Origin of the sequence: Leifsonia sp. 466MF, assembly GCF_900100265.1 — a bacterium.
GTDB lineage: Bacteria > Actinomycetota > Actinomycetes > Actinomycetales > Microbacteriaceae > Leifsonia.
The window spans coordinates 2,665,727-2,682,582 of the sequence record NZ_LT629696.1; the positions used below are offsets into that span (position 1 = coordinate 2,665,727).

A 16,856-nucleotide genomic window follows, 5' to 3' on the forward strand; every position below is an offset into this window, starting at 1 on the left:
TCAGTGCACGCTCGCCTGGAACGAGCGGATGCGCAGCAGCACCTCGGTGCGCAGCGTCTCGGGCGCCGTCTCCTTGCACGCCCGCTGAACCACCTCGGTGAGCACCACATTCAGGTGCGCCTCGTCGGAGCACCCGGTGCAGTTCGCCAGGTGCTCGCGCACGTCGGCAGCATCCTCGCTGCACAGTTCGTTGCGCAGGTACTCTTCGAGTTCGGCCTTGGCCTTCTCACAACCGCAGTCGGTCATCTCTTGCTCCTGGGGGTCTGCACGGCCCGGTCCCCCTGGACGGCGGAGAGACCGCGCTCGTGCGCGTAGTCGGTCAGAAGCTCCCGGAGCATCCGACGGCCGCGGTGGAGGCGGCTCATGACGGTGCCGATCGGGGTCTTCATGATGTCGGCGATCTCCTGGTAGGAGAATCCCTCGACATCGGCGAGGTACACGGCCAGCCGGAAGTCCTCCGGGATGGCCTGCAGCGCGTCCTTGACGGCGCTGTCCGGCAGGTGGTCGATCGCCTCGGCCTCAGCCGAGCGGCTGGACGACGAGGACATGGACTCCGCGCCGCCGAGCTGCCAGTCTTCGAGCTCATCGATCGTCCCCTGGTAGGGCTCACGCTGCTTCTTGCGGTACGTGTTGATGAACGTGTTGGTGAGGATGCGGTACAGCCACGCCTTCAGGTTCGTGCCCTGCTGGAACTGGCCGAACGCCGCATAGGCCTTCACGAACGTCTCCTGCACGAGGTCCTGCGCGTCGGACGGGTTGCGTGTCATGCGCAGGGCAGCCGCGTACAGCTGGTCCATGAAAGGCAGGGCCTGATCCTCGAAGAGGTGGCCCAGATCCTCGGTCTCGGTGCTCATCACCGGCCAGTCTAGTTGCGACGCCAGCGACGCGCTGAGAAGGCCTTCGGGGTCGACGAGGTCGTGCGATGTGTCGCTGGGGGCGTCGAGCACGGCGGTGGCGGCCACGGGCGGATCCTTCCTGATACCGGGAACACGGATAATCTGGACAACAATGCTGATCTCGAAATATTCCGCCCCCGACTTCGACCCGTACGGCGACAACCGCGTCGAGGAGCCGAACACGCTGTGGCCCGCCCCGGTGGCCGGCGGTCCGGTCGCCGCGACCGTGTCCCTGCCCGGCTCGAAGTCGCTGACCGCGCGGGAGCTGGTGCTCGCCGCCCTCGCCGACGGACCGTCGCTGCTGCGGGCGCCTCTGCACTCGCGCGACAGCGCCAACATGGTGGAGGCCCTCCGCGCCCTGGGCGTGACGGTCGAGGAGAAGCCGGGCGACGGCGAGTTCGGCGCTGACCTGCTGGTCACGCCCGCGGAGGAGCTGCTCGGCAGCACGACGATCGAATGCGGTCAGGCCGGCACCGTGATGCGGTTCGTCCCGCCGATCGCGGGGCTGGCGCTCGGTCCGACCATGTTCGACGCCGACGACTCGGCCCGCGGCCGTCCGATGGGCGCGATCATCGCCGCCCTGCGCGCGCTCGGCGTCGACGTGAACGATGACGGCCGCGGCTCCCTCCCGTTCACCGTTCACGGCACCGGCCGGGTCGCGGGCGGCGCGGTCGAGGTGGATGCGTCCAGCTCCAGCCAGTTCGTCAGCGCGCTCCTGCTGTCGGCCAGCCGCTTCGACGACGGTCTCGATCTGACGCACGCCGGCGAGCGGCTCCCCAGCCTCCCCCATATCGAGATGACGATCGCGGCCCTCGCCGCCCGCGGTGTGACCGTCGAGTCGCCGGAGGTCGGCCGCTGGATCGTCTCGCCTGGCACGATCGCCGCCCGCGACGTCGACATCGAGCCGGATCTCTCCAACGCCGCCCCCTTCCTCGCCGCGGCCGTCGTGACGGGTGGGACGGTGACCATCACCGGGTGGCCCGCGTCCACCACCCAGGTCGGTGCGGACCTCGCCGACCTGCTGCCGCTCTTCGGGGCGACGGTCACGCGCCAGGGCGACCGCCTCACCGTCACCGGGCCCGACCGCCCGACGGGCATCACGCTCGACCTCACGACGGGCGGCGAGCTCGCGCCCGCCCTCGTGGCGATCGCCGCCCTCGCCGACGGCCCGAGCGAGATCACCGGCATCGGCCACATCCGCCACCACGAGACGGACCGCCTCGCGGCCCTCGCCGCCGAGATCAACGGCCTCGGCGGCGCCGTCACGGAGCTGGAGGACGGCCTGCGCATCGACCCGCGCCCGCTCCACGGCGGCGTCTGGCGCAGCTACGAGGACCACCGCATGGCGACGGCCGGCGCGATCGTCGGGCTCGTCGTCCCCGGCGTCGAGATCGAGAACGTGGCCACGACGGCCAAGACGCTCCCGCAGTTCACCCAGCTGTGGAGCCGGATGCTGCAGAAGGGCGCCGACGTCGCGTGACGGACAACAGCGGCTCCTGGTGGGCGGACGACGACGAGGACGACGACGAGCTCGACCTCTACGACGAGTCCAGCATCCGCAGCCGCCCGAACCCGAAGGGCAACCGCCCGCGGACGAAGACCCGGCCGGAGCACGCCGACGCGCAGATCGCTCGCGTGCTGGGCGTCGACCGCGGCCGGTACACGGTGCTGCTCGACGAGGACACCCCTGAGGAGCGGCAGGTCACCGCGGCCCGCGCCAGCGAGCTGCGGCGGAACCCCATCGTCACTGGCGACCGCGTGGCCGTCGTCGGAGACACCACCGGCGAGGAGGGCACGCTCGCCCGCATCGTCCGGGTGGAGCCGCGCACGACCCTGCTCCGGCGGAGCGCCGACGACACGGACGAGGTGGAGCGCATCGTCGTCGCCAACGCCGACCAGATGCTCATCGTCGTGGCAGCAGCCAACCCGGAGCCGCGCACACGCCTCGTCGATCGCTACCTGGTCGCCGCCTACGACGCCGGCATCGACCCGATGCTGTGCGTGACGAAGACCGACCTGGCCGACCCCGAGCCGTTCCTGTCGAACTTCGCCGGCCTTGACCTGCCCGTCTTCACCAGCCGCCAGGACGACATCCCGCTGCACGACATCACGGCGGCGCTGATCGGGCACGACACGGTCGTCGTCGGGCACTCCGGGGTGGGCAAGTCGACCCTGGTCAACGCGATCGTCCCGAGCGCGCACCGCGCCACCGGTCACGTCAACGTGGTCACCGGTCGCGGACGGCACACGTCCTCGTCGACCGTGTCCCTCCGCGTCGAAGACGACGAGGGACGCCACGGCTGGGTCATCGACACCCCGGGCGTCCGCTCGTTCGGGCTCGGGCATGTGAACACCGACAGCATCCTGAAGGCCTTCACCGATCTCGCGAAGCTCGCCGAGGACTGCCCGCGCGGGTGCACACACCTTCCCGATGCGCCGGACTGCGCGATCATCGAGGCCGTCGAGGCCGGGAAGCTCGGCGAGGCCGGGCGCGCGCGCCTCGACTCGTTGCAGCGCCTGCTGGAGACCTTCGCGCGCTGAACCGCCGACTCAGGGCGTCGAACTGGACTGAGCGTCCGTCCGCGATCCGCGGAACGCCGCGCGGTGTACCCAGACGCCGCGCCCGAGTCCGGCCCAGAAGACCGCACCGAACGGGATGACGTAGAGCAGGAACGACAGCACGGCGCGCCCCGCCGCCGCTCGCGCCGCCGAGACGAGCACCAGGGCGAGGATGCCGGAGACGGCCAGGGCCAGCACGACGATCACCAGCCACCAGAGGCCGAACGCGATCGCGAGCACGAGCAGGATGAGCGCGACGACGGGTGCGACGACCAGTGCGACGAGGACCAGGTTGCGGAGGAGGCTGGTGCCTGCGTAACTGTCGACGAACAGCGTGCCCCGCACGAAACCGTGACGGAGGAAGCCGCGCACCGTGATGCGCGGACGGTAGAGCGCACGGAAGCCCGGGTCGATGCGGAGGGCGCCGTGGTCGGCGACGTACCGCAGCAGCCGCGTGTCGTCCGACACGAGATCGGCGTTCTCCTCCGGCCAGGCCGCACGGCAGGCGTCGGCGAAGGCGGCACGGTCGATCACCAGGCACCCCGTGCCCTTCGGCACGCGGTCGAAATTCTCCGGAGTGATGTCTGTCGGCGCGGGATGCGCCAGGTATCCGCCCCAGAAGACGTGGGTGGGCACCTCCCAGAAACGTCCGACGAGCGGTGCCGCAGGGTCCGTCGGCACGTGCCCGACCCACGCGCGGGCGTCCGGGCGGAGCGCGTCCACGCTCTCGAGGTAGGCGAACGCGTCCGGAGCCATCAGGAGCCGCGAGTCGAACAGCAGGATGCGGTCGGCTCGCGCCGCCTGGACGCCCTCCCAGCGCGCGAGGAACCGCCCCTTGTTGGGCTGGGAGATCACGCGGAGCGGAACAGGGGACGAGGACGCGATGCCCGCGAGCACGGCGGCGGCGTCGTCGGTGGAGCCGTCATCGACGACCACGATCTCTGCATCCACCGAGCTGTTGCCGAGGGCGGTCGTCAGCGATCCGATCGTGGTGGGGAGCCAGGGCGCCGAGTTGTATGACGCGATGACGATGCTGAGGGCAGGCGAGGTCATGGCGCGGGCTGCTCCTCGACGACCGCCGTCTTGCCGGTGCGCCTGCTGCGGAGCAGGAGTCCCCAGTGGATGCCGTACAGCGCCAGGAAGGTCACCAACCCGATGAGCCCGTTGCCGACCAGCCAGGCATCGACGTCGGGCAATGTCGCGGAGGCGACGAGCCACTGGGCGACGGCGGCGAGCAGGAAGACGGCGAGCGCCGCCTTCGACGCCGCGGCCGTGATGCGCACGAGCACACCCTGGGCCAGCGCCCACGGGATCCAGGCGAGGGAGAAGCCGACCACGATCTGCGCCGTCGCGGCGTAGTGCGAGCCGAACAGCAGGCCGACGATCCACGGCCCGAACAGCACGACCAGGAGGAACATCGCCACCCCGGTCAGCAGCGTCACTCCGAGGATCACGGTCACACCGAGGTTCGTCAGCGCGGCATTGCCCTTGCTGCGGACGAACCGCGGCAGCAGGTACAGCGAGAAGGTCGCCGGGATGATGAGGGTCGTCTTCACCAGCACGGCGGCCGCTGCGTACGCTCCGGCCAGCTCCTCCGGCGTTCCGGCCCGGACCAGCACAACGTCGGCGTTCGTGAGCCACGCGAACCCGACGGTGAGCAGCAGCACGACGGTACTCTGCATCGTGAACGGCGACCGGCCGACCGCCAGGGACCGGCGACGGGCCACGGCACCTGCGCCGATCGCGCCGGTGAGGGCGGTCAGGACGAGGATGGCCAGGATCGCCGCGGAGCCCGCGTGGGCGAGCATGGCGATCAGGGCGAGCACCGCCTGCGCGACCTGGGCACCCGTCGACCACCAGACCACGGAGCGGGAGTCGCCTGCCCCCTGCAGGCGCCCCTGAGCGAGCGCGAACAGGAAGTTCGGGATCATCGCAGCGGCCGTGAGGACGACGGTCAGGACACCGGTGGCGCCGGGAGCAGCGAGGGTCGACGACAGGGCGAAGACGCCGAGCGTGCCGATCCCTCCGAGCACGAGCGCCTCGACCAGGGCGCCGTCCACCCGGCGGACGCGATCGCCGGGGATGCTGCGCGGCGCGTGCAGCGCCTCGGCCGTCGTGACCGCGACGGAGTTGCGGAGCGCCGAGCTGCCGATCGCCGCGACGTTGATGAGTGCCAGGGCCGCAGCGAGGAGGCTGTACGAAGCGGGCCCGAGACCACGGATCGTGATGAGCTGGAACGCGGTCGTCGCCACGATCCCCACGATGCTGACGCCGGCGATCTCGGCGAGCGCGCGACCGTGACGGCTGATCATCCCCGGCGCCCGACGCTGCGGCTGCTCGCCGCCCCCGCTAGTCGGCATACCCTCGGCTGATCAGGTCGTTGACGATGATGTCCGACGGCGACCGCTCCGGGCGGTCGGGCTCGTGCCGGAGAGATTCGTAATCTCTCAGGAACGAACGCAGCCGGCCGAGGTCCCATTCGGACAGCACGATGTTGCGGCCGATGCCTTCACCCTGCTCCGTCGTCTTGCGGTGGATGAGCGTCGGGACGCCGAGCAGCGCCGACTCGGCCTGGATTCCGCCGGAGTCCGTGACCACGAACGCGGCGTTCTCCAGCAGGGCGACGAACTCGTCGTGCCGCAGCTTGGGGAGGACGGTGATGCGGTCGCCGCCCTGATTGGCGAGCAGCTTCTCCAGCGTCTCCCTGTTGTAGGCGTCGACGATGAGCCGCAACGGGACCTCGCTGGTCGCGAGCACCTCGAGGGTGTCGTCGACGAGCTGGCTGTTGGAGATGAACTCGAACCGGTGCAGCAGCACGACGCCGTACGGCGCGTCCGTGCCGGCAGCGCGCATCCCGTGGTCGAGCACAGCGTCGAGGGCCGTGTTGCCGTGCGTGTACACGACGTTTGAACGCTTCTTCAGGTTCTCGGTCGCCTCGATCGACGGCGTGTAGTGCACCGTCGCCATGGTCCCGACGATGCGCCGGTCCAGCTCCTCCGGGAAGGGGTGCCGCCAGTTGCCGCTGCGGAGACCCGCCTCGATGTGGGCGCAGTCGAAGCCCATGCGCTTGGCGATCCAGGCGCCGACGACGCTCGTCATGGTGTCGCCGTGCACGACGATGACCGTGTTCTTCGGCAGCGACGCCGCGACCCGCTTGCGGTTCTTCCGCAGCCAGCCGAGCACTGTCATGCCCCAGCGGACGACGTCGCCGGTGCCCCGGAGCGGCTTGCCTGCGGCACCGTGGGCGATGACCTGATCGGGAGTACCGAGTCCCAGCTGCTCCATTGCGGTCATCAGAGCCTCGGTGTGCTGCATCGTCACCCACTGCTGGGTCGCAACACCTCGCTCACGGAGCCGGCGGATGACCGGGGCCAGTTTGATGGCCTCCGCCGTCGTTCCGTAGATGAACACGATCATGGTCGAGTGTTGCGCCTTCTGGGTCGGAGAGCTTCATGTCGCGAGCTGACCGCTCCACCGTTGGGATCGGCGCTGTGACACCTGGGTGATCCCACACCATCCGCCTGCGTCCGTCCGACCGCGCAGATGCTGTGGAGAGCCCGAGCCTCCAGCCGAACCGGAAGCCACTCGATGATACATTCTATTTGGTCTGCCCGACGTGGCCGGACGACGCGCGCCGAGACGGAAGACTCCCCCAGGGAGCCCGGGCGCAGGGGAGGAAGAAACTCGTTGTTTGTTGCCGAGAATGCCGATGTCGCCGTGTCCGCCGCGGTCGGTGACGGAACGAAGATCTGGGACCTCGCACAGGTGCGAGAGAACGCCACGATCGGCGAGGACTGCATCGTCGGGCGAGGGGCGTACATCGGTTCCGGCGTGAGCGTCGGCAGCAACTGCAAGATCCAGAACCAGGCGCTCGTCTACGAGCCCGCGGTGCTCGAGGACGGCGTCTTCATCGGGCCCGCCGTGGTCCTCACCAACGACACGTTCCCGCGCGCCGTGAACCCGGACGGCACGCTCAAGTCGGCCGCCGACTGGGAGCCGGTCGGCGTCGTGGTGCGCTCCGGAGCATCCATCGGCGCCCGCGCTGTCTGCATCGCGCCCGTGGTGATCGGCTCCTGGGCGACCGTGGCCGCTGGGGCGGTCGTGACGCGGGATGTGCCAGACTTCGCCCTGGTCGCCGGCGTCCCCGCACGGAGGATCGGCTGGGTGGGCCGCGCGGGCATCCCGCTGGTCCAGGACGCCGATGGATGGGTCTGCCCGACGACCGGCGAACGCTACCGCGAGAACGACGAGAAGCTGGAGGTGGTCGTGTGACCGATCTGGAGTTCATCCCGGCCGCCCGGCCGCTCATCGGCGACGAGGAGCGCGCGGCGGTCGACGCCGTGCTGCAGAGCGGGATGCTGGCGCAGGGCCCCGAGGTCGCCGCCTTCGAGCGCGAGTTCTCCGACGCTCTGGTAGCGGGCCGCCCGACGGCGGCGGTGAACTCCGGCACGTCCGGTCTCCACCTCGGCCTGCTCGCCGCGGGCATCGGCCCGGGCGACGAGGTCATCGTCCCCTCCTTCACCTTCGCCGCGACTGCCAACGCCGTCGTGCTCGCGGGCGCCGTTCCGGTCTTCGCTGACATCGAGCCGAACTCGTTCAACCTCGACCCCGATTCCGTGGCGCGAGCGATCGGTCCGAACACCGCGGCGATCATGCCCGTGCACCTTTACGGCCACCCTGCGGACATGGGCCGCCTGTCCGCCCTCGCAGCCGAGCACTCGCTGGCCCTGTTCGAGGATGCCGCGCAGGCCCACGCCGCGACCCTCGACGGGCGACAGGTCGGGACCTTCGGCGACTGGGCGATGTTCAGCCTCTACCCGACCAAGAACATGACCTCGGGCGAGGGCGGGATGGTCGTCTCCGCCTCCGCTGCCACCGACGAGCGCGTCCGCCTGCTCCGCAACCAGGGCATGGCCCGGCCGTACGAGAACGAGATCGCCGGGTTCAACGCCCGCATGACCGACCTGCACGCCGCGATCGGCCGTGCCCAGCTCCGAAAGCTGGCCGGCTGGACGGAGCAGCGGCGCAGGAACGCAGCCCGCTTCGACGCCGAGCTGACGGGCGTGGTCACACCCCCGGTCGCCGAGGGTGCAGAGCACGTCTACCACCAGTACACGATCCGCGTCGCAGAGGACCGCGACGGGTTCGCTCGAGCGCTCCGCGAGGAGCACGGGATCGGCACCGGCGTCTACTACCCCACTCCTGTGCACCGGCTCCCGGTCTTCGGGCTGGAGCTCGACCTGCCGGAGACCGAACGGGCCGCTCGCGAGGCGCTCTCGCTCCCGGTGCATCCCTCGCTCAGCGAGCGTGACGTCGACCGCATCGTGTCCGCTGTGAACACGCTCGCGAAGGCGGGAAGCTGATGGCCGCGCTGCGGGTCGGCGTCGTCGGCCTCGGGGTGATGGGATCGCACCACGCGCGCGTGGTCCGCGAGTTGGACGGCGTCGAGCTCGCCGGCGTGGTGGAGACGGCCCCCGAGCGCGCCGCCTCCATCGACGCCCCGGTCTACCGTTCCGTCGCCGAGCTCATCGAGGCGGGCGTCGACGCCGCCGTCGTCGCCGTGCCGACCACGCTGCACGAGTCGACGGCACTCGAGCTCGCCGATGCCGGCGTCCACGCCCTCGTCGAGAAGCCGATCGCCGCCGATCTGGATGAAGCACGCCGGATGGCCGACGCCTTCCGCCGGAACGGTCTCGTCGGAGCGGTCGGACACATCGAGCGGTTCAACCCGGCCCTGCAGAACCTGCGGAGCCGCGTCGAGGCCGGCGAGCTGGGCTCGGTGTACCAGATCGCCACGCGCCGACAGGGACCGTTCCCGATCCGCATCGCCGACGTCGGCGTCATCAAAGACCTCGCGACGCACGACATCGACCTCACCTCCTGGCTGGCGCAGAGTCCCTTCCGGGCCGTGCACGCCAACACCTCCCGCCGGAGCGGCCGACCGCACGAGGACATGGTCGCCTTCAACGGCCGCCTCGACGACGGGATCATCACCAACCACCTGGTGAACTGGCTGTCGCCGATGAAGGAGCGCATCACGGTCGTCACCGGCGAGCGCGGCGCGTTCGTCGCCGACACGCTCAGCGGCGATCTGACCTACTACGAGAACGGCACCGACGCGACCGAATGGGACGCCGTCTCTAATTTCCGTGGGGTCGCCGAGGGATCCGTCATCAGGTTCGCGCTGAAGAAGCGCGAGCCGCTGCGCATCGAGCACGAAGCCTTCCGCGATGCCATCCTCCACGGCCGACCCGGCATCGTGACGATGGACGAGGGTCTCACCACGCTCGCGGTAGCCGAGGCCGTGATGCGGTCCGCCGACGAGCAGCGGGAGGTGGAGATCGACCCGGAGACTCTGCCCAGCGCTCTCGCCGGCCGCCTCGCCGGGAACGGCACGACACGATGAGGCCGGCGTGGAGGCCGTGGCGGATCGTCGTCGCAGCGCTCATCCCCGTCGCACTTCTGATGAGCCTCGTCAGCTGGGCATTCGCTTCGCCCGTCGGTGCAGCGCCCGACGACGACTACCATCTGGCGAGCATCTGGTGCGCCCAGGGCGACCGCCCGGGGCTCTGCGAGCCGGGAGCGGACGCGAACGAGCGCTCGGTTCCGCGCGGGACCGTTCTGGCGTCGCTCTGCTACGCGCATCACTCCGAGATCCCGGGCGACTGCCCCGTGGCGAAGTCCGATGAGCTGGTCACCACCGACCGCGGCAACTTCAACGATCACGGCTACCCGCCGATCTACTACGCCGTCATGAGCGTCTTCGCCTCGACGCATGAGGCCACGGCCGTCCTGACGATCCGCATCTTCAATGCGTTCCTGTACGTCGCGATGCTCACCGCGCTTTTTCTCCTGCTCCCGGCACGGCGGCGCGGTCTCCTCGTGTGGTCGGCTCTTGCCACGCTGATCCCTCTGGGGTTCTTCCTCATCGCCAGCACGAACCCCAGTGGATGGGCGATCACATCGGCGACGACGCTCTGGCTCGCCCTCCTGGGCTACTTCGAGGTGAGGGGGCTCGGCAGACGGATCGGACTGGGGGTGCTCGCCACGGTCAGCGTGCTGATGGGCGCAGGCGCCCGGGCGGATGCTGCCACCTACGGTGTCCTCGCGATGATCCTGGTCGTCGTCCTGAAGGCGGAACGCACCCGGGCGTTCTGGCTGCGCACAATCCTGCCGGCCGCCCTCTCCCTCGTCAGCGTGCTGCTGTACTTCAGCGCTTCGCAGGGCGGGATCGTCACGCGGGCCACGACCGCGCTCTCCCCCTACGACTTCGTCTGGCTGCTGTGGAAGGACCTGCTCGACCTCCCCTGGTTCTATGTGGGGGCGTTCGGCTACGCGCCGCTGGGGTGGCTGGACACCTTCATGCCGGTGACCGTCTGGGGCACGATCTCGCTGGTGGTCTGCGGTCTCATCTTCTGGGGCATCGGGCGGATGACCCGCCGAAAGCTCTGGGCAGTGGGGATCGCGGCATTCGCCCTGGTGTTCGTGCCGATCTACATCCTGATGCACGACCAGATCTGGGTCGGGACCGGCGTGCAGCCTCGCTACCTCTACCCCCTGCTCATTCTGCTCGTAGGGCTCTGCCTGTACGGACTCAATCGGTTCGACCTCGGTCTCGGCCGCACTCAGCTGGTCGTCATCGGAGGCCTACTGATCGCGGGCTTCACGATCGCGCTCTACGTCAACATCCACCGCTACACGACCGGGACGGACGTCAAGACGCTGAACCTGAACACCAACGTGGCCTGGTGGTGGGACATCCCGCTGCACCCGATGCAGTGGTGGGTGCTCGGTGCCTTCGCCTTCGCCGTCTCGGTCGCGGCGGCCGTGGTGCTCGGGCTCTCGACCGCGCGCCGCAACGCGCTGCGCGGCTTCCGGTACCGCGCGCTCGAGACCACCGTGGCAGGAGAATAGACCCATGACTGACGCTCGACTCGAGGCCGGCACTCCGGCCCCCGCCTTCACACTCACCGACCAGGACGGTACCACCGTCTCGCTCTCCGACTTCGCCGGCGAGAACGTGATCGTGTACTTCTACCCCGCGGCGATGACCCCGGGGTGCACGACGGAGGCCTGCGACTTCCGCGACAACCTGAACTCGCTCAAGTCGGCCGGATACCAGGTGATCGGCATCTCGAAGGATGTGCCGGCGAGAAATAAGGAGTTCCAGGAGCAGGAGGGCCTCAACTTCCCGCTGCTGTCCGACGAAGACCTGGCCGTGCACCGCACGTACGGCGCCTACGGCGAGAAGAAGCTCTACGGCAAGACCGTCGAGGGTGTCATCCGGTCGACGTTCGTCGTCGACCCGGACGGCACGCTCCGCCTGCCGCTCTACAACGTCAAGGCGACCGGACACGTCGCCTCGCTGCGCAAGAAGCTGGGGATCGACGCCTAAGCCGGCAAGCGGGGCACCGACGCCAGCAGGCGGCGGGTGTAGTCGTCGCGCGGCGTCCTGAGCACCTCGCTCGTGGCGCCCTGCTCGACGACGCGCCCGCCGCGCAGCACGACGGTCTGAGCGCAGAGGGCTGCGACGACGCTGAGATCGTGCGACACCATGACGACGGTCATCCCCTCGTTCGCCGCCAGTTCGCCGAGCAGGTCGATGATCTGGATGCGCGTCGTCACATCCAGCGCGCTCACCGGCTCGTCGGCCAGCAGCACGCGCGGCCGTGACACGATCGCCCGGGCGATGGCGATGCGCTGCCGCTGGCCGCCGGAGAACTCGTGCGGGTAGCGACGCGCCGCGTCGGCAGGAAGGGCGACGGAGTGCAGCGCCTGCGCGACACGTTCCCGCGCCTCCTCGCCGGCCGCGAGGCCGAGGGAGGCGAGGGGTTCGCCGACGATCCGGCCGACGCTCTGGCGCGGGTCGAGGGAGGAGTACGGGTCCTGGAAGACCGGCTGGACGCTGCGGCGGAAGTCGCGCAGCTGAGCGCGATCGCGAGGGTTCAGCGGCCGGCCGTCGAAGAGCACGCTGCCGCCGGTGGGCGTCGTGAGGCCCAGCAGAAGCGAGAGAGCCGTCGTCTTGCCCGCCCCGGACTCTCCGACCAGACCGAGGCTCCGTCCCGGCTCCACGGTGAAGGAGACGTCATCCAGCGCCGGGTTCGCAGCCCGGCGGTACCGGAAGCCCGCGTCGCGCAGTTCGAGGATGGGCGTCATGGCAGCTCCAGCGCGGAATCGAGCTCGCGGGCGCTGCGCACGAGTTCGGCGGTGTACGGGTCGTGCGGGTCGGACAGCAGGCCGTCGATCGCACCCTCCTCGACGACGCGACCCTGACGCAGCACGAGCGCCCGCTGCGCCATACGGGAAACGACGGCGAGGTCGTGGCTGACGAACAGGAGCGCCATCCCGCGTTCTGCAACCAAGCGTTCGAGCAGCGCCAGCACGTCTGCCTGGACAGTCACATCGAGCGCCGTCGTCGGCTCGTCGGCGATCAGCAGCTGCGACCGGCAGGCGAGGGCCGCGGCGATCGCGACGCGCTGCCGCTGACCCCCGGAGATCTCCCAGGAGTAGGCGTGCGCGATGCGCCCCGGTTCGGGGAGGCCCACTTCGGCGAGCGCGTCATGCACCGCCCGACGCAGGGCATCGCCGCGCAGCCCGAGGTGCCGGCGGAGCGGCTCGGCCACCTGGCGCCCGAGACGCATCAGCGGGTCGAGGGCGGTCATCGGCTCCTGGAAGACGGTCGACGCCGCCCGGCCGCGCAGCGCGACGAGCTCGCGCTCCCGCGCGCCGATGACCGGCACGCCGTCGAGCAGGACGCTGCCGGTCGCGTGCAGTCCTTCGGGCAGTAGACCGGTGAGGGCGAACGATGTCAGCGACTTGCCCGAGCCGGACTCGCCGATCAGGCTGAGCCGCTCCCCCGCGTCGAGACGGAACGACACGTCGCGTACGAGCACGTCGCCGTCCCGTGTCGCGATGCTCAGGCCGTCGACCTCGAGGAGGCCGCGCGCCGCACTGTTGTGGGTGGTCATCGCGACCTCCTGCGGGTCGGGTCGGCCACATCCCGAAGACCGTCAGCCACCAGGTTGACGCCGATCACGAGCACGACCAGGGCAACGCCAGGGGCGATCGCACCGGCAGGAGCCGTGGACACCGTCCCCTGAGCCTCCTGCAGCAGGCGCCCCCAGGAGGCGTTGGGAGGCGGCGCCCCGAGCCCCAAGTACGAGAGGCTCGCCTCGGCGAGCACGGCCACTCCGAACTGCAGCGCGAGGTTCACGCTGAGCGTCGGCCAGATGTTCGGCAGGATGTGCCGTGCGATGATCCCCGGCCACGAGGTGCCGGAGGTGCGCGCGGCCGTGACGTACTGCTGCGACAGCACCCGCTTGGCGAGTACACGCGTCAGCCGGGCGACGACCGCCGACATGGCGAGCCCGATCGCGACGATGGCCGTGCCGAGCGACGCCCCCTGGGCGGCCACGATCAGCATCGCCAGGAGCAATGTGGGGAAGGCGATCAGGATGTCGAGCACGGCCGACAGCGTGTCGTCCAGCCATTTGGTCGCGAACGCGGCGAGCAGGCCGAGGGTTCCGCCCACCACCGCACCGATCGCGACGGAACCGAGGCCGACGGCCAAGGCGATGCGCGCCCCGATCATCAGCTGGGTCACCAGGTCGCGCCCGAACCGGTCCGTTCCCAGCCAGTGCGCCGCGCTCGGCTGCTCGAGCCGCGTGCCGGAGGTGTCGGACTGTGCGTACGGCAGCCAGAAGAACGACACGACGGCGACGATCACCACCAGGCCGACCAGGACGAGCCCGATGCCGAGCGTCAGCGAACGGCGGGCGCGGCGCCGCCCCCGCGCTTCTGGTGCGGCCGCCTCGGCCGCCTGCTCGACGATCGCGCTCATGTGTTCCCCGAGATGCTGCGACGGAGGCGCGGGTCGACGAGCCGCTGTGCGATGTCGGCGAGGAAGCCGACGATCAGCACGAGCAGCGTCGAGACGAACAGGATGCCCTGGATGTTCGGGTAGTCGTGCTGCTCGATGGCCTTCAGCAGCATGCTGCCGAGCCCGGGCAGGGTGAAGACGCTCTCGACGACGACCGCTCCGAGGAACGTCGTGGCGAGCTCGATCCCCAGCACGGAGATCACGGGCACAGCGCCATTGCGCAGACCGTGGCGCCACATCGCTCCCGCGAAACCCGACCCCAGTGCGCGGGCGTTGCGCAGATAGTCGCTGCCGATCACATCCAGCGTCGCGCTCCGAACATAACGGGAGATGGAGGCGCTCATCACGATCGCGATCGTCACGACCGGCAGGGCGAGAGAGGTCAGGGCCTCGGCCGGATCGGACCAGTCGTCACGCGGGAATCCGCCGGACGGGAACCACCCGAGGGTGATCGCGAAGACATCGACCAGCAGGATGCCCACCCAGAACACGGGCACGGCGATGCCCAGCTGAGAGAACGCGGACAGCAGGACGCCGTACCAGCGGTCGGCCTTCCACGCCGCGACGAAGCCGATCGGCAGCGCGAGCACGAGCGCCAGGACGAACGAGAGGAGCGTCAGCGGGATGGTCACGGACAGCCGCGCGGCGATCTCGGGGCCGACGGGCAGCGAGCTGATGAACGACTCGCCGAGATCGAGCGACACCAGGCTGCCGAACCACGAGAAGAACTGCTGCAGCAACGGCTGATCGCTGCCGACCTGGTGCTGCGCGGCTGCGATCTGCTCCTTCGTCGCTCCGACGGAGAGCAGCGCGTTCGACGGGTCGCCCGGCAGCACACGGAGCAGGAAGAACAGCACGACCATGGCCAGCAGCAGCGACACCACGAGGAACGCGGTGCGACGCAGGAGGTAGAGAGCCATGGTGGTTTTCAGCGTAGATGCTCGGGGAGCCGGTCGGCTCCCCGAGCATCAGGGTTGTGGAAGAGCGGTCCTTGTGGAGAACCGGCCTACTTCTTGACGATGTCGTACGCGAAGAACTGCGAGTTCAGTCCGTTGACCGGGTAGCCGCTCACGTCGCTGTCAGCGACGACGATCTGCGGGTACAGGTACAGCCAGGCGCTGGCCGCATCCTTCGCGATCTGCTCGTTGACCAGCTTCAGCTTGGCGGTCTGATCTGCCGTCGTGCTCGCCTGCTCGGCCTCGTTCACCCAGGCGGTCACCTGCGGGTTGTCGTAGCCCCAGTAGAAGTCCGGGTTTCCGTACCAGACCACATCGCGGTCGTTGACGTGCTCCTGCAGCGTCGCGGTGAAGTCGTGGTTCTTGAACACCTTCGTGTACCACTCGTCCGCCGAGATGGAGTTGATGTTCACAGTGATGCCGACCTTCGCCAGCTCGCTCTTCAGGAACTCGGCGACCGCGGGGTGCGGGTCGTACGTGGGCGTGTCGAGCGTGAAGGTGAACCCGTTCGCGAGACCGGCCTCGGCCAGCTCCTTCTTGGCGAGGTTCACGTCGTACGGGTTGACCTTCGTGAGGTCCTCGTACCAGGGGTCGCTCGGCGGCACCATCGAGCCGATCAACGTCCCGTAGTCGCCCCAGATCGAGTTGAGCAGCTTCTTGGTGTCGATCGCCGAGTAGACCGCCTTCCGGACCTCGACGTTGTTGAAGGGGGCCACCTTGTCGTTGAACGCCAGGAGCTCCTTGGTCGTCGACTTGCCGTCGGAGATCGTGTAGTCCTTGTTTCCCTTGAAGGTGCTGAGGGCGTCGGGGCTCTGGATGCTCGTCACGATGTCGACCTGCTTGGTCTGGAGCGCGTTCGACAGGGCCGAGGCGTCGGTGAAGTAGTCGAACTCCACCTCCTTGTTCTTCGCCTTGTCGCCCCAGTAGCCGCTCCAGCGCTCGAGGCTGAGCGAGCTGCCGCGCTTCCAGGTGCCCAGCGTGTACGGGCCGGTGCCGTCCTCCGCGGTCTTGTAATTCGAGGTGCCCGGGCCGTAGATCCACACGTAGCTGAGGTTGTAGGGCAGCGAGATGGACCGCGAGGACAGGGTGATGGTCACCGTCTTGTCGTCCGGGGTGTCGATGCTCTTGATGACCTCGAGCTGCGACTTGCGCGCCGACTGCGAGTCGTCGGACGTGACGCGCTCGATGCTGCGCTTCACGTCGGCGCTGGTGAGCGGCTTGCCGGAGTGGAACTTCACCCCGTCACGCAGGGTGAACGTGTACGTGAGGCCGTCGGCGCTCGTGGTGTACTTCGTCGCGAGCAGCGGCTCCACCTTGCCCTCGTCGGTGAGCTTGAACAGCCCCTCGTAGACGTTGCCGTTGAGCGCCTCGGTGACGCCCTGGCCGCCTCCGGCGGTGTTGTCGAGGTTGACCGGCTCGTAGAGCGAGCCGATCGCGATGGTCGCGCCGTCACCGCCGGCGGACGACGAGCCGCCCGCGCAGCCCGCGAGCGTCAAGGCCGACGCCAGGCCGATCGCGAGCGCAGCGAACAAGGGGGTCTTTCTCACGGTGGTTCTCCAGTGTGTG

At 69.5% G+C, this 16,856-nt stretch carries 17 protein-coding genes; 7 read left to right on the forward strand and 10 right to left on the reverse strand.

Annotation, left to right across the window (positions count from 1 at the left end; translation table 11 throughout):
• The gene (locus tag BLR91_RS12760; protein WP_018190122.1) at positions 1–246 is read right to left on the reverse strand and encodes a zf-HC2 domain-containing protein; all 246 of its coding nucleotides are present in this window, start codon (positions 244–246) and stop codon (positions 1–3) included.
• Positions 243–854: a sigma-70 family RNA polymerase sigma factor gene (locus BLR91_RS12765; RefSeq protein WP_172823274.1), complete on the reverse strand. Its 612-nt coding sequence runs from the start codon at positions 852–854 to the stop codon at positions 243–245. Before BLR91_RS12765 ends, BLR91_RS12760 begins: the two co-directional genes overlap by 4 nt.
• 154 nt (positions 855–1,008) lie before the next feature.
• Here BLR91_RS12765 and aroA point away from each other — a divergent pair, with 154 nt between their 5' ends.
• Together aroA and rsgA are read left to right on the forward strand one after the other, a co-directional pair.
• Positions 1,009–2,376, forward strand: a complete 1,368-nt coding sequence (aroA, locus tag BLR91_RS12770) for a 3-phosphoshikimate 1-carboxyvinyltransferase (RefSeq protein ID WP_089874891.1) — start codon at positions 1,009–1,011, stop codon at positions 2,374–2,376.
• On the forward strand, positions 2,373–3,437 hold the full coding sequence (rsgA, locus tag BLR91_RS12775) for a ribosome small subunit-dependent GTPase A (RefSeq protein ID WP_018190119.1): 1,065 nt from the start codon (positions 2,373–2,375) through the stop codon (positions 3,435–3,437). Before aroA ends, rsgA begins: the two co-directional genes overlap by 4 nt.
• A 9-nt stretch (positions 3,438–3,446) precedes the next feature.
• Here rsgA and BLR91_RS12780 read toward each other — a convergent pair whose 3' ends face one another.
• From BLR91_RS12780 to BLR91_RS12790, 3 genes are read right to left on the reverse strand one after another with little or no spacing between them, the layout of a single operon-like run.
• Positions 3,447–4,508, reverse strand: a complete 1,062-nt coding sequence (locus tag BLR91_RS12780; protein ID WP_089874890.1) for a glycosyltransferase family 2 protein — start codon at positions 4,506–4,508, stop codon at positions 3,447–3,449.
• Positions 4,505–5,815, reverse strand: coding sequence for a hypothetical protein (locus BLR91_RS12785; protein WP_231918904.1), 1,311 nt, complete (start codon positions 5,813–5,815; stop codon positions 4,505–4,507). Before BLR91_RS12785 ends, BLR91_RS12780 begins: the two co-directional genes overlap by 4 nt.
• Entirely contained in the window at positions 5,805–6,872 is a 1,068-nt protein-coding gene (locus BLR91_RS12790) for a UDP-N-acetylglucosamine 2-epimerase (protein WP_089874886.1), read from the reverse strand. The genes BLR91_RS12785 and BLR91_RS12790 overlap by 11 nt, the downstream gene beginning before the upstream one ends.
• A 300-nt stretch (positions 6,873–7,172) precedes the next feature.
• On the opposite strand from BLR91_RS12790, the gene BLR91_RS12795 reads away from it, so the two are divergent.
• Genes BLR91_RS12795 through bcp form a run of 5 tightly spaced genes read left to right on the forward strand, consistent with a single transcriptional unit; the run spans position 7,173 to position 11,850 of the window.
• The gene (locus tag BLR91_RS12795) at positions 7,173–7,727 is read left to right on the forward strand and encodes an acyltransferase (protein ID WP_231918905.1); all 555 of its coding nucleotides are present in this window, start codon (positions 7,173–7,175) and stop codon (positions 7,725–7,727) included.
• Complete coding sequence (locus BLR91_RS12800) at positions 7,724–8,818, forward strand: DegT/DnrJ/EryC1/StrS family aminotransferase (protein WP_089874883.1); 1,095 nt, start codon at positions 7,724–7,726, stop codon at positions 8,816–8,818. Before BLR91_RS12795 ends, BLR91_RS12800 begins: the two co-directional genes overlap by 4 nt.
• The gene (locus tag BLR91_RS12805; protein ID WP_089874881.1) at positions 8,818–9,861 is read left to right on the forward strand and encodes a Gfo/Idh/MocA family protein; all 1,044 of its coding nucleotides are present in this window, start codon (positions 8,818–8,820) and stop codon (positions 9,859–9,861) included. The genes BLR91_RS12800 and BLR91_RS12805 overlap by 1 nt, the downstream gene beginning before the upstream one ends.
• The gene (locus tag BLR91_RS12810) at positions 9,858–11,369 is read left to right on the forward strand and encodes a DUF2142 domain-containing protein (protein WP_089874879.1); all 1,512 of its coding nucleotides are present in this window, start codon (positions 9,858–9,860) and stop codon (positions 11,367–11,369) included. The genes BLR91_RS12805 and BLR91_RS12810 overlap by 4 nt, the downstream gene beginning before the upstream one ends.
• 4 nt (positions 11,370–11,373) lie before the next feature.
• Positions 11,374–11,850: a thioredoxin-dependent thiol peroxidase gene (gene bcp, locus BLR91_RS12815; protein WP_089874877.1), complete on the forward strand. Its 477-nt coding sequence runs from the start codon at positions 11,374–11,376 to the stop codon at positions 11,848–11,850.
• Here the strand turns inward: bcp and BLR91_RS12820 are convergent.
• The 5 genes from BLR91_RS12820 to BLR91_RS12840 all read right to left on the reverse strand — a co-directional run bounded on the left by BLR91_RS12820 (position 11,847) and on the right by BLR91_RS12840 (position 16,837).
• Positions 11,847–12,611 carry an ABC transporter ATP-binding protein gene (locus tag BLR91_RS12820; protein ID WP_089874875.1) on the reverse strand — a complete coding sequence of 255 codons (765 nt, stop codon included), beginning with the start codon at positions 12,609–12,611 and terminating at the stop codon, positions 11,847–11,849. The genes bcp and BLR91_RS12820 overlap by 4 nt on opposite strands.
• On the reverse strand, positions 12,608–13,423 hold the full coding sequence (locus BLR91_RS12825) for an ATP-binding cassette domain-containing protein (RefSeq protein WP_089874873.1): 816 nt from the start codon (positions 13,421–13,423) through the stop codon (positions 12,608–12,610). The genes BLR91_RS12820 and BLR91_RS12825 overlap by 4 nt, the downstream gene beginning before the upstream one ends.
• Positions 13,420–14,295 carry an ABC transporter permease gene (locus BLR91_RS12830; protein ID WP_018190108.1) on the reverse strand — a complete coding sequence of 292 codons (876 nt, stop codon included), beginning with the start codon at positions 14,293–14,295 and terminating at the stop codon, positions 13,420–13,422. Before BLR91_RS12830 ends, BLR91_RS12825 begins: the two co-directional genes overlap by 4 nt.
• Entirely contained in the window at positions 14,292–15,254 is a 963-nt protein-coding gene (locus BLR91_RS12835) for an ABC transporter permease (RefSeq protein ID WP_089874871.1), read from the reverse strand. Before BLR91_RS12835 ends, BLR91_RS12830 begins: the two co-directional genes overlap by 4 nt.
• 86 nt (positions 15,255–15,340) lie before the next feature.
• The gene (locus BLR91_RS12840; protein ID WP_231918906.1) at positions 15,341–16,837 is read right to left on the reverse strand and encodes an ABC transporter substrate-binding protein; all 1,497 of its coding nucleotides are present in this window, start codon (positions 16,835–16,837) and stop codon (positions 15,341–15,343) included.
• Positions 16,838–16,856 lie beyond the last annotated feature (19 nt).

Excerpts from the sequence above, each read along its gene's own strand:
- BLR91_RS12825 (WP_089874873.1), bottom strand. The coding sequence starts at position 13,423 with ATGACCACCCACAACAGTGCGGCGCGCGGCCTCCTCGAGGTCGACGGC.
- bcp (WP_089874877.1), top strand. The coding sequence starts at position 11,374 with ATGACTGACGCTCGACTCGAGGCCGGCACTCCGGCCCCCGCCTTCACA.
- BLR91_RS12785 (WP_231918904.1), bottom strand. The coding sequence starts at position 5,815 with ATGCCGACTAGCGGGGGCGGCGAGCAGCCGCAGCGTCGGGCGCCGGGG.
- BLR91_RS12765 (WP_172823274.1), bottom strand. The coding sequence starts at position 854 with ATGAGCACCGAGACCGAGGATCTGGGCCACCTCTTCGAGGATCAGGCC.
- BLR91_RS12780 (WP_089874890.1), bottom strand. The coding sequence starts at position 4,508 with ATGACCTCGCCTGCCCTCAGCATCGTCATCGCGTCATACAACTCGGCG.
- BLR91_RS12760 (WP_018190122.1), bottom strand. The coding sequence starts at position 246 with ATGACCGACTGCGGTTGTGAGAAGGCCAAGGCCGAACTCGAAGAGTAC.
- BLR91_RS12805 (WP_089874881.1), top strand. The coding sequence starts at position 8,818 with ATGGCCGCGCTGCGGGTCGGCGTCGTCGGCCTCGGGGTGATGGGATCG.
- BLR91_RS12790 (WP_089874886.1), bottom strand. The coding sequence starts at position 6,872 with ATGATCGTGTTCATCTACGGAACGACGGCGGAGGCCATCAAACTGGCC.
- BLR91_RS12810 (WP_089874879.1), top strand. The coding sequence starts at position 9,858 with ATGAGGCCGGCGTGGAGGCCGTGGCGGATCGTCGTCGCAGCGCTCATC.
- BLR91_RS12835 (WP_089874871.1), bottom strand. The coding sequence starts at position 15,254 with ATGGCTCTCTACCTCCTGCGTCGCACCGCGTTCCTCGTGGTGTCGCTG.
- BLR91_RS12820 (WP_089874875.1), bottom strand. The coding sequence starts at position 12,611 with ATGACGCCCATCCTCGAACTGCGCGACGCGGGCTTCCGGTACCGCCGG.
- aroA (WP_089874891.1), top strand. The coding sequence starts at position 1,009 with ATGCTGATCTCGAAATATTCCGCCCCCGACTTCGACCCGTACGGCGAC.
- BLR91_RS12830 (WP_018190108.1), bottom strand. The coding sequence starts at position 14,295 with ATGAGCGCGATCGTCGAGCAGGCGGCCGAGGCGGCCGCACCAGAAGCG.